9 protein-coding genes are annotated in these 17,667 nt (G+C 60.7%); all 9 read right to left on the bottom strand.

The window, feature by feature from the left end; translation table 11 throughout:
- Nucleotides 1-152: 152 nt before the first annotated feature.
- Genes FJ222_08520 through FJ222_08480 form a run of 9 tightly spaced genes read right to left on the bottom strand, consistent with a single transcriptional unit; the run spans nt 153 to nt 17,325 of the window.
- The gene (locus FJ222_08520; GenBank protein ID MBM4164470.1) at nt 153-3,488 is read right to left on the bottom strand and encodes a PAS domain S-box protein; all 3,336 of its coding nucleotides are present in this window, start codon (nt 3,486-3,488) and stop codon (nt 153-155) included.
- Nucleotides 3,478-4,566, bottom strand: a complete 1,089-nt coding sequence (locus FJ222_08515; protein ID MBM4164469.1) for a hypothetical protein — start codon at nt 4,564-4,566, stop codon at nt 3,478-3,480. The genes FJ222_08520 and FJ222_08515 overlap by 11 nt, the downstream gene beginning before the upstream one ends.
- Nucleotides 4,566-7,481 (bottom strand): hypothetical protein, encoded by a 2,916-nt coding sequence (locus FJ222_08510; GenBank protein MBM4164468.1) that lies wholly within the window; start codon nt 7,479-7,481, stop codon nt 4,566-4,568. Before FJ222_08510 ends, FJ222_08515 begins: the two co-directional genes overlap by 1 nt.
- A gap of 7 nt (nt 7,482-7,488) precedes the next feature.
- Nucleotides 7,489-9,501, bottom strand: coding sequence for a peptide transporter (locus tag FJ222_08505; protein ID MBM4164467.1), 2,013 nt, complete (start codon nt 9,499-9,501; stop codon nt 7,489-7,491).
- Nucleotides 9,502-9,504: 3 nt separating this feature from the next.
- Nucleotides 9,505-14,760, bottom strand: coding sequence for an FtsX-like permease family protein (locus tag FJ222_08500; GenBank protein MBM4164466.1), 5,256 nt, complete (start codon nt 14,758-14,760; stop codon nt 9,505-9,507).
- Entirely contained in the window at nt 14,757-15,131 is a 375-nt protein-coding gene (locus FJ222_08495; protein ID MBM4164465.1) for a PqqD family protein, read from the bottom strand. Before FJ222_08495 ends, FJ222_08500 begins: the two co-directional genes overlap by 4 nt.
- Nucleotides 15,132-15,158: 27 nt before the next feature.
- A complete protein-coding gene (locus tag FJ222_08490) occupies nt 15,159-15,896 on the bottom strand; it encodes an ABC transporter ATP-binding protein (protein ID MBM4164464.1) in 738 nt (245 codons plus the stop codon).
- On the bottom strand, nt 15,896-16,555 hold the full coding sequence (locus FJ222_08485) for an ABC transporter permease (GenBank protein MBM4164463.1): 660 nt from the start codon (nt 16,553-16,555) through the stop codon (nt 15,896-15,898). Before FJ222_08485 ends, FJ222_08490 begins: the two co-directional genes overlap by 1 nt.
- Nucleotides 16,552-17,325 carry an ABC transporter ATP-binding protein gene (locus FJ222_08480; protein ID MBM4164462.1) on the bottom strand — a complete coding sequence of 258 codons (774 nt, stop codon included), beginning with the start codon at nt 17,323-17,325 and terminating at the stop codon, nt 16,552-16,554. Before FJ222_08480 ends, FJ222_08485 begins: the two co-directional genes overlap by 4 nt.
- Nucleotides 17,326-17,667: the final 342 nt, after the last annotated feature.

Below are 17,667 nucleotides of genomic sequence, written 5' to 3'. Positions count from 1 at the left end.
ACGGAAGACGGGTAGCCATGGACATGCAGTATAGGAAATCTATAGCCCGTCAGCAAGCCTTTTCTTCTCTCTTTTAACGGGTTGCGTACATTTGCCCTGCCTTAGGCGAGGATTAGGGAGGGGTCCTTTTTTGTTAACCGGTCAGGAATCGGTTACTCCCTGCCTTTAGTCTGTCCGCCTTTCAGAACTTCGTACACCTTGCGGGCCATGACGTCCCGAGTGAAGGGCTTGGCCAGAAAATGGACGCCTTCCTCCAGAATGCCCCGGTGTGCGATGACGTTGGCGGTGTAACCGGAAATGAACAGGCACTTCATGCGCGGGTATTTTTCGGTCAGTTTCGCCGCCAGGGCTCGACCGTTCATGCAGGGCATGACCACGTCGGTGATAAGCAGGTGGATGGGGCTGGAATGCCGCTCGGCCAGGCGCAAGGCCTCCCCCGGGTCTGCCGCGGTCAGGACGGCGTACCCCTGCGCCTCCAGACACAGTGCCGTGGTCACGCGTACGCTGGTCTCATCCTCGACCAGCAGGATGGTTTCAAAGCCGCCCGGACGGGCCTCGGGAACCTGCGGGACGGCGCTCGTCTCCACGGTTTTCTCGCAGCGAGGGAGATGGACTCGAAACGTCGTGCCATTCCCCGGTGCACTGTCGACGGTGATGAATCCCCCGTTCTGCTTCACGATGCCATAGACCGTAGCCAAGCCCAATCCGGTGCCCAGTCCGGCCTCTTTGGTCGTGAAAAAGGGCTCGAAGATGTGTGTCAGGGTCTCACGGTCCATGCCGCACCCGTCATCGCTGACCATCAGCACGACATAGTCGCCGGGGGCAGCCTCTGGGTATTCCGAGCAGGACGCCCGGTCAACAACCGTGTTGTGTGTCTCGATGGTGAGGCGCCCCACGCCGCCAATGGCGTCGCGTGCGTTCACGGAGAGGTTGGCCAGGATTTGATCGATCTGGCCGGGATCGACCTTGATCGGCCATACGTCCGTGCCCGGCATCCAGACCAGTGCGATGTCTTCGCCGATCAACCGGCGCAGCAGCTTGAGCATTCCGGATACGGCATCGTTCAGATCCAGGAACTGCGGCAGGATGGTTTGTTTGCGGGCAAACGCGAGCAACTGGCGCGTCAGGTTGGCGGACCGTTGGGCCCCCTTCGCGATCTCGTCAAGCCAATCGGCAATGGGATGATCCACGCCCACATGCTCCTGACACAATTCCGTATAGCCCATGATCCCCGTGAGGAGATTGTTGAAGTCGTGCGCCACGCCGCCCGCGAGCCGGCCAACCGACTCCATCTTCTGGGCCTGGAAACACTCGGCTTGCAGGTTTTTCTGCTGGGCCTCGGCCTTCTTGCGCTCGGTGATGTCCTGGAGATTGCCCTGGACTTTGACGACCCGACCGTTCTTCCGGATGGCCCGGCCCATGGTACGGACGCACAACCGGCGGCCCGCTGTGGTCGTGAAGGCACACTCCAGATCGTAGGGTTCGCCCGCTTCGATGCAGCGCCGGAACGCATCCTCGACCCTCAGCCGGTCCTCGGGGTCGTAGCAGGCGAGGCTGCGCTCGATATGAGCGGGCGAGCCTGCCGGCATGCTGACGGAATCGAGTTCGTGGATGCGGTACGTGCCGTCCGTCCAAACCATGACCTGAGCCGTCACGTCCCATTCCCAGCCGCCGACGGCGCTCAGCGCCTCAGTTGCCTCCAGGAGTTGCCGACTGCTCCGCAGGGCGTCTTCCGCCCGCTTGCGGTCGGTAATGTCCTGGAAGATGCAGACGAATTGGCCCGTGGCGGGGCGGAAGGCCGTCACCTCGAAATGCTTTCCGAGATCGGCGGAGTAGTTTTCGAAGAAGATCGATTCACCGGTGAGCGCCACCTTGCCATACGTTTCGATCCAGTGTTCTTCCGCGCAGGGCAACACCTCCCGGACGGTGCGGCCCACGATGGCCTCCGCCTTCAGGCCGGTCATGCGCTCAAAGGCCGGGTTGACAGATAGGAAGCGATAGTCCACGGGATTCCCCTCGGCATCACAGACGATCTCGTGCAGGGCGAAACCGTCCAGCATCTCCCGAAACAAGGTTGTGTATTCCCGCTCGGCTTTCCGATGGGCGGTGATATCGCGGCTGATCGCGAGCACGGAATACACAGCTCCAAGCGCGTCCCGTTCGGGGACAAGCCGCCAGTTGAAGATGGCGGTGCCGGTCTTGCCTTCGACAGTAAACTCGGTCTCAAAGGGCGCACCGCTGTCAAACACCCCCCGGATGGATTCCTCCAAGAATCGGCACTGCGTCTTGGAAAAGCCAAGCTCGGCGTGGGTCTTTGCGATACACCGCACGGCATTCAGGTCTACCGTCGTGCGGACATTTTCAGGGACGAACAGGTGCGCGCCCTGGCGGTTGAAGCGCATGACCGTGTCCGGTAATCCGGCAACCAGCGCCCGGTGTGTTTCCTCGCTCTTCCGGAGCGCGTCTTCAGCCCGTTTGCGCATCAGGGCCGATCCGATATGCGCGGCGATGCCTTCCAGTATTTCAATGGCTTCGCGGGTGAGACGGCCCTTGCGCTTAAAATTGAGCTGGAGCAGTCCCACAATCAGGTCTCTGTTCCGAACCGGTATCAAGGCCACGGAGGCGTAGCCCTGCTGGATGCAGGTATTCCGCAGATGCATCCCGGGGTCCTGATCAGATGGCAGGTCGAGCCAAACCAAGGAATCGTTGGTCCAATAGCTCCCGCCTGGCGAGAAAATCGGTCTGGAGGGGTCGGTCTTGCCGGAGATGACCAAGCCGCACAGGCAGTCCAGGGAGACATGGCCGTCTTTGTCCCGGCACAGGCCGCCATCCTTGCCGCGTTCGGCCAGCGTGTTTTCTGTCAGCAGAAAGTCCTTGGAGAAACCGTCCTGGACAAAATACGGAAAATCCTCGCCCTCTTGCAGGCGCAGGCCGACGGCATCGGCCTCGGCCCGTGTCTTCAATGCAACGAGGGCGTGCTGGATGGACTCCTGCAGGTCGCCCGGCTCGTTGAGAATGCGAAGGATCTCATGCTCCATCTCGCGATAGGTTTCCGCCCGCTTGCGGTCGGTGATGTCCTGCCCGATTGCCAAAAGACCCACCGTACGGCCGTCTTTATCCTTGAGCGTTTTGTCGTTCCACTCCACAAGAATCGTTCGACCGTCTTTAGCGAGGATCGGATTCACGTTTCCACGGGTCTGGATATTGTCAATGGCTTGTTGAAAAAAGGGCTTGATGGTACGGCTGATTTCCGGACTTAGAAACGTCTCGAACCAGTCCATCCCCTTGACTTCATTCAAATCATAGCCGACCAGTTTCTCCATGTAGGGGTTGAATCGGACAATGCGCCCACGGGTGTCCAAGACCAGAATGAGTACCTGGGCGGTTTCGATCAGACTTTCCGAAAAGTCGAGTTGCTCTTTCAGTGAGCCCTCGGCACGGTGTGATTTGCCAGCAGCCTTCTTCCCTTGCTCATGCTTAGATTTCATTGGTTCGGCACCTCAGTCCCTGACGTAGTGCTTGAATGCATCCGCCGCGGGAGGTCACACACGTGAGATCAGTTTCGTTACGGTGCTGATCGGATGGCGGGTCCGATGATTCGGCGAGGCGCGCAACGGTGGCTAGGTCCGCCGGCTTGCGCTGGCTGGCGGCGGAGGCCAGACCCGGCAACACGGGCAGACGGCTCGGATCCGCCGTGCAGCGATGGTTCAAAACGGCAATCCGGAGCTGGTTTCTCCTCGCATCCAGCTCGAAACCGATGAGGTATCGAAAGCACCAGCGTGACAACTCCTCGCGGTGGCAGATCCGACTGGTCCATCGCCGCCGCCAGCCGATCACCCCCGGTCCGGCTTGAAAAAAGAGAATCCCCGGAATACGACGCTGCGCGTTGAGATAGCCCACCGCCCATACCGCAGGATCATCGCCCGGCTTAATAAATTGATCCGCGCAGGACAGTATCCAGAGATGGAACCGTCGCTGCCGCCATCGAAAGGCGAGGTATTTCGCGCCGATATCGAACGACATGCCCTCCAAAAGGAAGGAATCGGGCAGATGGAAAGCCACGTCGAAAGCCTCCCATGGCACGGCGGTTCCTTCATGTGCTGTGAACGTTTCGGTGACGGCGCGTGTAATCGCGTCGGGATCTTCCGAATCGGCGGGTAGGAAACTGAACGTGAGGCACGCGACGACGTTTCCCGGCGGCGGAACGAGAACGGCTACCACCTCGCTGTGGGCGACAACGGTCAGCTTGCGATCCGTGCGATGGGTGGGGATGGTTTCCCTGAATTCGTAACGCGTTGCTTTCCATCCATTCATCAGGCCTGTTAGGGTGTGGGTCATGTGTGCGCGGGCGGCCAGGTTGCGGTTCAATCGCAAGGTCTCTTGGGAGAACCGCTCCCCTTTTGCGGAACGGCGGACCTGGATCCATTCGACGACCATCCGGACCGAGTACTCGTCCTCAACCTCGATACGCCAGCCCCCGCCGCGTCGATCGCGATAGCGGGCGATTTCCCAGTTCTCCGGAACCCGAAAACTGATCCCATTCCAAGCCAGACGGCGTGTTTTCATCAGCCCCAGTTACGGTTGAGGTCGACCCCAAAAAGGCACATGACAAGTTCACCGACAATGAGGCCGATGAAGAAAGCCCTGAAGAAGTAGTAGGTATCACGGTTCCCGTACCGGCTGACGAGGGTTTTAAAGGCCCATCCGAGAAAAAATGAAAACCAGAAACACCACATGACTGGGTTCACCCACACGATCATGCCCAGCGGATGGGGCAGCCAGAAACATTTCCGGCGGAAGAAGATCAGAAAGGCCATCACAAGGATGCCCGCCAAGAACCAGTAGCGCCCGCCGGCCGTGTCGACGGGGTTCGAAATCGCCATCGTTTTGATCCATCCGAACAGGTAGTCATTTAACGCGGCCTTGTAGAACCAGGCGTGCATGGCATCGCCACCCTTGTGGTAGGCAAAGATGATATGCGTGGCAATGGCGACACCGGATGCCACCGCAATGCCCGTAAATACCGCCGCATGGAACTTCAGCCGCCCGATGCCGAGCCGATCCCTGATTTTCAGCGCGTTTGCCATGGCCGGAGCAATGTAGGTCTTGATGTCCCAGAGAATGACATAGTAGAACACCGCCAGCGGCGCCAGAACCGACGCGGATGTCCAGGCCCGGTTCATTCCGAATACGCTGCGGATGACATGGAAGGGATTGAACCAGCATTGAAAGCAGAAGAGTCCGCCTTCAGCGATAGCCCGGACCATGCCGATCGTCACCAGCAGCATAAACAGCCAGCAGAAAATCGAGAAGAACAGGTTGGATCCAAGACCGAACGTCAGCAGCAGGATCAGCGCAAGAGAACTGCCGAGGAAGACGAACGAGGATACGCGCAATTCGGCGCGTTCCGCGGCGTCCATGGACCCCAGCGCATCCGGCCGAAACGCGCACACCAGGTATTTTCGACACTTCCAGAGGATCACGGATGAAAACGCCACCATCGCGCCTCCGCCCATGGCGTTGCGAAAATTGAAGACCATCTTCATGTCATGAGGAAATGAACGCAGGTTGACGCCGTGCCCCAACCCGATCAGCGCGAGCGCAAGCAGCATATAGATGACATGGAACGACCACATGGAATAGGAAATCCGCGCGGGAATCAGGAAAGCGATGCCGATCAAGGTAAAGAATATCTGGTGTTGCGTATTTGGCGAAAGGCCGCTGAACATGCTTCCTTTAACGTAGTCATCCCATGGGAAGACCAGAGGAATCTGCTTCACACCCGGAATGATGGACTTGGCGGCAAGCAGATTCCATCCCAGCACACCGACCGACACCGCGACTCCCAGCCAGAACATGGATGAGCGGTATAAAGGCGGGACAGCGTTATTTCCCAGATCCGAGCCCTCGGTGTCGAAGCCGCCGAGCAGCAACGGGAGTTCGGCCAGCGGGTAGATCAACCGTTCATGGTGCGCCCACTGCCGGAAGATCAGGACGTTCAGCGTCATCAGCATGAGGTAGGTGACCAAGACGACGCCGCTCCACAACAGGAGTGGAGTGACCCAGAGCCCCCACGGGACGTCGCCCAGAAAAAACTGGCGCCAGGAGATGCCCAGGGGGGCAAACTGGTCCATCACCGTGTGGAGTGAAACCCGGAACGCATCGGCGTTGGCCGGGGCGGTCGTTCCGGACCAGGCCAGCGACACGGCCAAAGCCTGAAGCTGTGTGACGACATTCAGGGCCGATGCTGCCAGAGCCATACGCGGGGTCACCCGGTGGCTCAGATCATCATCGAGCCGCTGGATATCCTGCTCCATGTCCTGGATTGTCTTTTTTCCGGATTCGAGGACGGTGTCGATCCTGTGGAACTCCGACGCATCCGCGTCGCGACGCTCGGCTGCGAGCTTGTCGCGGAGCCGGCGGGCTTCGCCCAGTCTCGATTCTGCGACGCGCCGATCCTCCTGCAGCGCGTGGCGACGGGCCTGTAATTCCGTCGTCCGGTCTTCCGGTTGCAGCGTGGCGACGGCCTTGCGGAGGGATTCTGCAGCGGTCGCCGGCGGCGCGCCGTCGCCCTGGGCCGGCAATGATTCCTCTATCTTGCGGAGCTCGCGCAGGGCGGACATGCCTCGTCGCATGAGGCTCAGCCGGGCGAGATAGACCTCGAACACTTCGTTTTCTTGAGCAAACAAACCGGGGATGGCGCGCATGTCGGCCGGCAACCCGCGTCGAAACGCATCGGTCTTGGCGAACGCACGCTCCTCGAGCACGCGCAGCGATTCGCGACGTTCATCCATGATAACCTTCAACCCCTCGATCTTTCCCGGATACGAGGCAATCACCGTGTCGGGAAGAACACCTTCAGAAGCCTTTTCCCAACGGGTTTCCAGTTCGCGCATAACGGTTTCGGCGAGAGCCTTGCGATGTTGCAGACCGCGCGAGGTCGGCTCGCGGTCCACTGCGGCGGCAACCGAGGCGAGTTCGGCGCGCGCCTGTTCCAGCGCCTCGGCCGCGCGCAGTTGGTCCACGGCGCGTCGCCACGCGAACTCCGCGTCGCGCGACACCTCGGCCGCGCTGCGAATGCCCGGCTCTGAGATAAAGAAAGATTCGTTCACGTACGGTTCAATATAGAGATCCCACCGTGCCTGGCGCGTGTTCCAGTCCCGGTTGAAAAGACCGGCGACAAGCGGCACCACTTGCGACGCCAAGCCGAACGACGCCAGACCCGCAGACACCATGCCCATGACAAAGATCAGCATGATCTCGGATTTCGCCAATCCGCGGGAGACCTTTACGAACCGGAGAAGCGGGTTCACAATGGCCACGAGGAAGATGAGCAGGAGATACGGGAGCACCGGAATCTGCGTGGCCGTCAGGATGGTCCGCGGGGGAAAGTTCTCGGCCCGTACGGCATACCACGCGAATGCCGCCGCGAAAAGCGTTCCAAGAAAGAAGGCCCTGAATCCTATGCGATCCGGTTTCATCGTGACGTCACCATAGTGTTGGACTCAGCATTTTAACGATAACATTGAACGACATGGCGATCATCGAGGTCAGACCGATGCCGCATCCGAACCCGGCCATGACGGCGGTCATGTATTTCAGCCACATATCCTTGTGGCGCTTTCGGAAATAGAACCGGCCGACGAAGGCGCCCGCCATGGTGCAGAACATCGCGCCCGGGCTGCTCTGGGCAAGTCCCCACACCGCGCCAAACACCAGCATGATCGGCAGACCCATGGCCGACAGCACGGCGAATAGCGCTGAGCCCGACACCAGTCCCCACAGGGCGTAGTTCAGATGCAGCGCCTCGAGAAACTGCGATCCCCCTTCCATCGTTGCCGTGATCATGACGGCCCAGTTTCGGAGCCCGAGTTCCCACATCATCTGCGTGTACGGGTAGGCTGAAGACGGGATGGGTGCCATGCGCCACAAGATCTCGGAGGTCAGGAACGAGGCCACGAGAATGATGGGAAGCGTCAGCACCAGCGTCTTGATCTGGCTGATAATCTTGGTGCCGGTGAGTTCCAGCACGCGAAAGCCGACGGTTTCAGTCCCCATATTCCGGATCGGCATGGGGGCAAACCAGATGTCCACGCCCTTATACCCCGTGAGCAGAATCGTGAGTTCCCGCAGGTAGGGGATATTGACGGCCTGGCCGCAGATGCCTTCGAGCTTGGCCGTCGCGTACGAGATCATCGGGGTATAGACGACGGCATAGAAGATCATGATCATCCACGGATAGGCGCTCCCAATCAGGATGACGCCCAGCCCAATCCAGGTGAAGGTGGCGCCGAAGTAAATCGCAAGCGCGACGAATATCGAGAGATCGCCGCGGGCACGGTTGTTGGTCACCAGTATTTTCCATCCGCTGCGCATGCTCGCCAGGAAACCCGGGCTGTGCGTCAGTTCTTTTGTCTTGGGCTTGATCACGTTTCGGAGGGTCGTTGTGAGGAACATCACGATCTGGCTCAAGGTGACGGCGAAGGTGAGGCCGATGCCGAACGACAGGTAGAAATCAATATTATTCACAAAGGTTGTGTCCACAAAGCCCATGTCCGGAGTCCAACTGGACAGAATGCCAATTTTCTGGAGAATGGGGTTCGCGATCCACGTGAACACGAGTCCGGCAAGCCCGCCCATGACCCCCCAGAACGGCACGACCATGCCCGCGAGAAATGCGCCGAGATTGATCACGAGATTGATTGGAACCGCAGGAAGCAACCGTCCGATCTGCGGGGTGAAATCGATGAATATCAAGGGAATCAGTTCCACGCGTTTCGGCAAGATCGCCTGCGTGATCAGAGGCACGCACAAGTACACGAGACCCCACACCATGCCGATCATCCCCCCGATGGCGAAGCACCGCCACCGCCACGGGGTTTCCTGTCCGCGATCCGTGGACAGCGCCACGATTCCCGCCGCGCTTACCGGAGCGAACGGGAACGGCAGTTTTTCCACGTCGTTGGTAATCCGGTACAGCACATATCCCAGTCCGTAATTGTCCACCCGGCCCACCACCACTCCGAAGATCGTAAGCGCGATAATGGGAAGCCAAGCCCGGGTGAACAACGTGCGGCCTGCAGCCTGAATGTCCGCAGCCGCAGGGAATGCCCACTTCGGTAGCTCGGAAGCGAGACCGAGGCCCTGGATGTATTCGGACTGGGCCGCGAACTGGGTCCACAGGTAACCGGAGAATGGATCCGCCAGAGCAGCGCCGGCCATGTAATGCAGGGTGTAGAGTTCCTGTGTTCGAAGCGAGGAAAAGGATCGTTTGGCGATTTCCGCGAAGAGAATAATCAGGACCCATTTCATGGCACCGCCGATATTGGCGTCGCCCCCGATCACGAGCGCAAGATAATCGGTCGCCGGGTTCACGATCAGGCCGAGAAACAGGGCGCCAGCCACGGTTTTCCAGTCGAACCCGTCGGCGAATTCTGTCGCCGGCGGAACGTCCATGATCCGGCGATACTCGTTCAGTTCCTTGTCATTTTCGAACGACATGTATCAACCCTTAAATAGAGATTCGCCCTGTCTCACATACTGCTCGCGCCGCAGGGGATCCAGATTCCGCCACCGCAACAGCAGACCTCGGATCCGTTCCAGGAACGGATGGTTGAGCGTCGCCCAGCTGGCATCCTGCCCGGATTCGCGCCGGATCTGAAGGTCCAGAACGTAGCTGTCGACGTTCGAATCAAAGTGGGCATGGAACCCTGTTCCCTGTGTCACGCCAAGATCGAACGGAGCGAGCGCCATCCCGTATTCGATCTGGAACTCCGGATGTCCGTTTCCGCCCGAACGACTCCGGCTGCGGGGTGTCACGATCAGGTCGCCCAGAGACGCATCCGAAGACGCGGATAATACTTCGTCGAGGTAGGCCAACACCCCCGGAACCAGACCCGGCTGGTAAATAAACGGCAGGGTCACGCTCATCTTCTCGCCGTCATGCGAGGGCAGGGACCAGCGACGCACACCCGAGGGCACCGCCGTACGCGTGGCGACGAACGCGGGATACAGGGTTGAGGCGACAACGAGCCCCACGGTGAAAAGAATGGCCCAGACGACCATCAGCGATGAAAAGTTGACATTCAACCCTTTTACGAGGTCCATGGACTGCGCCGCCAGCGTCAGCACCTGACCGACCAGATACCCGCCGATGGCTCCGATTACGCCATAGACCAGCGCTTCGGCCAGGAAGAAGATGAAGATATGGTGCGGGTTGAGGCCGATGGCATTATAGATGGCGATTTCCCCTTTGCGTTCGTATACCGTGCCGAGCATGGTGTTGAAAAGGATCAAGCCGGCGATGAGCAGCGGAATCACGAGCTTGGAGAGACCGCCGATGGAGGTCCTGTAGGAACCGCTGACAAAATAGACGCCGGCGTCTGTTGTGCGTTTCGCCTGCTCCCCCACCTGGAACCCCTGCACGCTGCCGAGAAAGAACCGCGGCGTGGCCATCCGAAGAAACATGTCGGCGGCCTGCCACAACTCACCGGGGCCGAGGTCTGCGTCTTCTCCGCCGAGGCGGACCGACACCGAGAAAGGCTTTGCGCCCAGGGCCTTCGCTAGCTCCGGTGGCACGTACACAACCTTGGACAGGTCCTGGGCATCACCCCCCTCCATTCCAGCGAGGGATGCAGCATTGGCGGCGGCAGTCGGGGATTCACGCCGTGGCAACAGCACGGTATCCGGGTCTAAATCCCGCATGCGGCGGCACCGATCATCGTCAAGAATACTGGTCAGGGTGAGGTCATAACCCAACAGGCGCAGGCGCGCGGTTCCAATGTCGCCAGCGTGCAGGTTCAGCGCTTCGGCCAGCGTCGCCGGCACCGCAATTTCCATGGCGCTGTCCGAGGAGAAGGGACGACCGTGCAGGACCGGCATGGCCCCGACGAATCGCGGTTCCGCGACCGCCAGGCTCAGGGCCGTATCGACGTGAGCGAACCGGCCTGGCTCATCGGCCGACGCGATCCGCCAGGTTGTCGGGGCGAACAGCACGCGGCGCACCAGCAACTCGGCAGCGTCGCCGTATAGCGCCTCGATGGCGCGCACCGTGGCCTCGTCCATGCCCAGCAAACCGGGCCACGTGTAGAACAAGCCGGTGTACGGTGCTGTGTCACTGCTGTGGATCAGCGTGGGCTTGACCTTGTGTGACACACTCGAAAATGCGAGCATGGTGAACACCACGAGCACCACCGTCGCGGTCGTCAACGTGGTCCGGACGCGACGCCGCTTCATGTTGTTCACACCGATCAGCATTGCCGTCTGCCCCACGAACCCCGAGCCCGCCCCCCGGCCGCCGAGACCCGTCGTGCCCCGGAACAGCAGATCCATCTCCTCCGAAAAACGGGCATGGAGTATCCACGTTACAAAACACCCGATGGCCCCCAGCAGGAAAGCGATGAAGATCGCTTCAGCGCTGAGCGCGATTGAGAAAGCCGGGTGAATGAATCGGAAGCCCACATAGGTCATGAGGAAGAGGAACAGAAATGCGAGAATTTCGTGCTCGGTCCGTTTGAATGTGAAGAGGAGGCGCTGGAGAAAATAGCAAAACGGCAGCATGAGCGCCATGTACACGATGACAGCCTTCAGCATGTCCGCGTTCATGCCCCGGATCTGTTCATAGGCTTTCACTTCGTTGCCGAGAGCCAATGCGGTCGCGCGCACCTGGCGATTGTGGTCGAACACCGCCGCCGCATTCGTCATGTCGTCGAGGTGCCCGCTGCCAGCATCGACAAACTCCATCACGAGTTCATTGATCACACCCTTCATAAGACCCAGTCGGTACCGGGATACGGCGTCCATATCCGCCGCCACCCGCGCAAAGAAATCGGGTCCCAGCGCGTCGCCGTCGGCATAACCCTCGCCATTCGGATCTGCCGCCGTCGGGTTCACGGCGAAGCGCCTGTGGCTGGTCAGCAGCACCAGGGCATCCTGCACGAACTTCTCGCGCTTGCGTTCCAAGTAGATTCCCGCAGGACCATAGGAAACATGGGAACCCGCAGGCGACAGACTGGCCAAGCCGTGCGTTCCATACTTGCGCGGGTTGGCTCCCGATGCCGCGCTGATCGGCCAGACGGCCTGAACGGTGATGGGCGCGCTGCCGACGAGCGAAGGATCCCAGCGATCATAAAGCACATACTCCCGGCATGAAAACATCGGCAATGTTCGGCTCAACCCCTGGAAGAGCTGGCTGCTCATTTGCTTGGATTCTTGGATCTGGCCCGCATCAATGGTCGAAAGCACGGTCCGATTGTCCTCGGCAAGCTGATACGCGATGGGTAGCAACTTGGCGTCCGATAACCCGTACAGGATGGCTTGTCCCGATGCATCCGTGCGTGTCATGGCCGCGCCGGTCACGTCGCCGTCCACAATCGCGCCGCTCGCCAGCTCTGGATAGGCTATGACCAGCGCCTCGGGGACCGGCAGGCTGGGCGTCGGTTTCGATGAGAACGCATCCATTTCATACGTTCGAACCACGCAGCTCCAGAAGGGTCTCCACTTTCCCTGATACGGCGGACAGACCTCTGGCTTGGTGAGCGCGGGGTGATTGATAAGGGCTCCCAGAAAGCCGCTGAACCAGTCTGCGGCTCCCGCTGTTGCGTCGTCCGGCGTCTCGGCGGAACCCTGCTGGGGAATAAACGCCTGCACCGGCTGGCGAAAGACGCGTTTCAGCACCACGGCCGGTATCCGTCCCGCCACGTGAAATACGACGGCGGGTGAAACGCTGGATTCCGGAAAAAAATGATTCTGCAGGAGACCGCCGGTCCCCGACAGCGCATCCACAAAGGGCGATGCGGCCCCGGCCGGCGCCGGGTGTGCGGCCGCGACATCAGCCGCCAGTGTTCCCAACCCCCGCAGCCAGTCCGGCGCCGCAACGGAGCTGAGCGAACACAGTCCCGCAGGCCCCGCCGGGCCTTCCAATCCCAACGACAGAATCAGAACCGGCCGCCGCGTATCCATCGCCGTGCGAAGCGTGTCGTTGCCCGTATCCAGATCGAGCATCCGTGCGCGTTCGGTTGCGTCCCGGCGCATCAGAACGAGAAGTTCATCTCGGAAGGTGGCCAGTAGCTCGCGCTGACGGGGCTGCGTTGCGATGTGCCGATACCGGGTCCGGCTGCTTCCGATGCCCACGTCGACTTTGTTGAAAAGCGTCAGAACACGTTTCAGGTGTTCTCGCTCTTCGCGCCGTTGCGCCATGGACGCATCGAATCCCGCGCGGTCTATTCCGGCCTTCTCGGCCGCGCGCGACAACTCCATAATGTCCACCTTCACCCGATTGAGTTCGCGTTTGACCTTGTCCTGAAGCCTGACCTTGATCGCGATCCGCACACCGGTGGAGGTGTCGAGCTTCGCGCGCCAGGACTCCAGAATCTGCTCGTCGTGGAAGACCGGGAGGGCGCGGGTCAGCAGTCCGAGGATCCGTTCATTGTCCCAGTCGCGCATGGCGTCGAGATACGCGATCTCGGCCGCCAACCCGGCCACCACGGCCTTGTCTGTGGTCATGCGGGCGCGGAAACTCGCCTGTGCTTCACGCGCTCCCTGCAGGGTCCGGTCCAGTGCGGCGCGCGCGGCCGCCGCGTCGAGCGGAACCGCTTCCGAGACGGCGACACTCGGGTCATTCGGAGGCATCTCCCAGAGGATGTCCACGGCGGCATTGGCCTCTTCCAGGGTCAGGTCCGTCGGCTCGAAGCGGAGCCCGGCATAGCTTTCCGAGAGGAGGCGATCTTCCCGCAGGGTCCGGGACAGCGCATCGCGAATCTGCGCCACGTCGCCGGCCGGCTTCAGGAGGTGCCAAGCCAGCATGCGTTCGCCCAGGTAGTACTGGGTATGGGCGTTAACCGCCACCAAGAGCACCGACCGTTTTGGCGGCGTCTCGGTCAGGTTGGCGAACAGGGTGTCGAGCAGTTCCAGGTTCACGCCTGCGGCAACGTCGGCCGCCAGGCCGGGCACGATCGCGTTCGCGTCTATGGGTGCGGTCACAACGACCACATCCCGGCTCAACTCGTCGTCGCTCCCGGGAATCAGGACCCACGGGTTCCTCAACGTTTCCGTTCGCCAACCGGACGGTTCGGCCCGGACCTCGACCGTGGGCGGCTCGACCGCGCCTTGACAGGCCTTTCGGAGCGCTGCAGCCGCAGGCTCGGCGGCAAAGAAGCGCGGAACCGATACCTCGGAGTGGTACACCTTCCCGTAGGCGTCGATAGGCCGGTAAGTGTCGGCGGCCAGGAAGATGAAGCCCCGCAGGCCAAAGCGAAGCAGCCCCTGCCACGCATCGCCGCCATCGAATTCCATCACCGCGATGGCCCCGGTCAGATTCACGCCCGTGACACGGGAGAGGTCGGCGCGCGTCCCTTTTCCGAGGTAGACGAGGGGGGCATCGAACGCGGTTTCATCAAAATTCCCAGGCCGCATCAGCGTGGGATGCATCGGGAACAGGCGGTGCTCGATCCCATCCGGAAGCCGAACCGACATCGCCCCCGGCACGAAGACGGGTGCCTGGAAGCGAATCGCGCCGTGCGTGTGCCCCGCGCTGGCAAAACGGTCCGCGACAGCCGCCTCGATTAGGAGGTTCCCCGGCATGCCCGGAGCGCGTGACTCAACCGATCGAATCAACGCCGCGAGCGCAGGCGCCTTCGGATCGTCCAACCCGGCTGCAGGCTGCGCGGCCGCCGCCAGCAGCACCGCAACCGACAGGACGATCCGCCGGCTGCTCTGCCGCTGTGAGTCCCCCGCCCAGTGTGCGTGGTTCCAGAAATTCATTCGCTTATCCTGACCGTGATCAGTCTCCGTTGCATCAGTATCTTGAGGAACGCCACGACCCCCATCTCCGACTCGCGCCGGCTCATGCGAAACTCCTGATGAAATCCTTCGATGATGTCGAGCACCCGGCACTTCCGGTCAATGCGCCGAACCACGGCGGCCCCGAACGCATCCAGCTCGTACCGGCGCTCGTCCACGCGCGGGCGAAACCGGTCCAGAAACCCGCCCCCGCCCCGCTGCAACCGGGCACGAAGGAACATGCGTCCGTCCGGCAACGTCTCCACGCAGACGTGCTCGTTCAACGCCGGAACGCTGGCCAGCGCCTGCCGCCGGTCGACGTTGGGCCGTTCCCGTTTCCAGAAAAGCGACATGGTACAGCGTCTCCTTTCCGTCGCGCACTACGCCACCGATTCCCCGTCGATGGTCCCGATCGATACGTTCATTTCCGCGCGCGTCATCATTTCCTCAACCGCCCCGCTGCGCAGCTTTACGAGCCGGTCGGAGGCGGATATCATCTTCATGTCGTGCGTGGCCGTCACAACCGTGATGCCGAACACGGTCTTCATCTCGTATAACAAATCAATAATGTCCTGCCCTGTTTTCAGGTCGAGATTCCCCGTGGGCTCGTCCGCGAGGATGATCATCGGCCGGTTCACCAGCGCGCGGGCAATGGCAATCCGCTGCTGCTGGCCGCCGGATACCTGAGACGGCAGGTGGGTCAGGCGATGCTCCAGTCCGACGCGTGTGAGCACCTGGGCGGCGTCGGCCATCGCCTCGGCATACGACACGCCGGCAAAGGTCCGTGCGATGGCCACGTTCTCCTGCGCCGTCATGGTGTTCACGAGGTTGAATGACTGGAAAATGAACCCGATCTTGTGGCAGCGAAACCAGGCCAACTGATCGGAATCCAGGGCCGCGAGCCGGCAACCGTCCACGCGCACCTCGCCCTCTGTGGGCATGTCCAGCCCGCCGATCATGTTAAACAGGGTTGATTTTCCCGATCCAGACGGTCCCATGATGGAGATGTACTGCCCCGTCTCGATGTCCAGGTTCACCCCGCGCAGCGCGTGCACCACCTGGTCGCCGCGCGGATAAGTCTTTGTGACGCCCCGAATGGCTATCAGTGTGTCGCCCATTACTCCTCCACCCGCAAGGCTTCGACCGGACGTTTACGAGCCGCCGCCCACGCGGGCCAGATGGACGCAACCACCGCAATGCAAAATCCGCAGACCAGCGAAATCATAATGGACACCGCCACAGCTCTGGCCGGAAAACACCGGAGCAAAAATCCGGGATAGGTCCACGCAGACACCGCCATCGCGACGATACAACCCAGCACGACGCCCAGCACGGCGCCACAGAATCCCTGCAACGACGATTCCACGAGGTAGGTCTGCACGACAAACGCATCCCGCGCCCCGAGACATTTGAGCGTGCCGATCTCCCGGACCCGCTCAGTCACCGACATCAGCATGGAATTCACGATCCCGACCGTGCACGTCAGCAGGGCCAGGCTGATCAGCAGGATAGTCATCGGCCCCATCTGGCTTGCCGCAAAGATATCCACCCCGCGATTCTGAAGCAAAACGTTGAGAAGATTGTCGTTCAGCTCCACCAGAGCCTGCGTAATATCCGCCAGGACCAGCATGTACGACAGAAACGCAAGGGCCAGAACGACACAACTCACCGTCACCAACGAACGCATCATCCGACGCCGCATGCCGGCCAGGCTGACGTGAAAGATGATCCCCCACGCCAGCGCCGGCTGTCTCGGAATGTCGGTTTCGGTCGTCACGGTATCGCCAGATCCTTTCGCTGGTGTCCGCGCGCCACGCCGCCGACTTGAATGTCGAGGTTCTTGCGCGATTCAACCCGCTGAACCTTGCCGTCACGGATCCAGAGTATCCGGTCCGACACATCCAGCATTTTCATATCGTGCGTGGCCGAAATCACCGTCAGGCCGCGGGTGGCTTTCAGCTCGCGGAGCAGCTCGATGATCTCTTCTCCCGTATCCACATCGAGGTTGGCGGTCGGTTCGTCCGCCAGGATGATCACCGGATCGTTCGCCATGGCGCGCGCCACCGCCACGCGCTGCTGCTGCCCGCCGGACAGTTCGTAAGGCCTGTGAAAAATGCGGTCGCCGAGACCCACGGCACGGAGAATCTCGGCGCCCTTTTCCCGCGCTTCATCCGGCGCCAACCCCGCAAAGCGCATCGGGAGCGTAATGTTTTCCAGCGCCGTCAGGGTCGGAAGGATATTATAGGACTGAAAGATGTAGCCGATCTTGTTGCAGCGCATCCATGCCAGTTCGAAGGCATCGAGCCGGGCAACGTCGATCTCGTCGATAAAGACCATACCCTCGGTGGGTTTGTCGATGCCGCCGATCATGTTGAACAGCGTGGATTTCCCGGACCCCGACGGCCCCATGATGGACAAGTACTCCCTGCGGTACACATTGAGCGTGACACCATCGAGCGCCCGGGTCATGCTTTCGCCCTGACCATAATGCCGCTTCACATTCACCGCGCGGATGACAATGTCGCGTTCGCCGTTTACCTGATCCATCTGAGAGCGTCTCCACGCTGCGGCTGGCAACGTAATAACGAAGCGCGTTCCAGATGGCCCCACGCCACACAAAGAAAGAAAAGCCAGAGACCGTCTGAAGCAGCACGGTCATCTCACAGCGCATAGTGTCATGGGGCGCAGGATGCCATAAAAAGGGGGAGGTGTCAAGAACCCGTCATCGGGTGTGATTTTTTTTAGTTGAAGTGGAAGAGGCAGGTTTTGAGCGAAATATTGATTTTCCTGTTGCAGGGGGTGTTTTTTTTTGGTTAAATACGTGTCCTCTAATGGAGGACACTTATGACACCCGAAGAAACACAGAGAAAAACGGCGCGCGTCGAGGCG

The sequence above is a fragment of the Lentisphaerota bacterium genome, from assembly GCA_016873675.1.
Classification (GTDB): Bacteria; Verrucomicrobiota; Kiritimatiellia; order RFP12; family JAAYNR01; genus VGWG01.
This window is presented reverse-complemented; position numbering and strand designations above follow the sequence as displayed.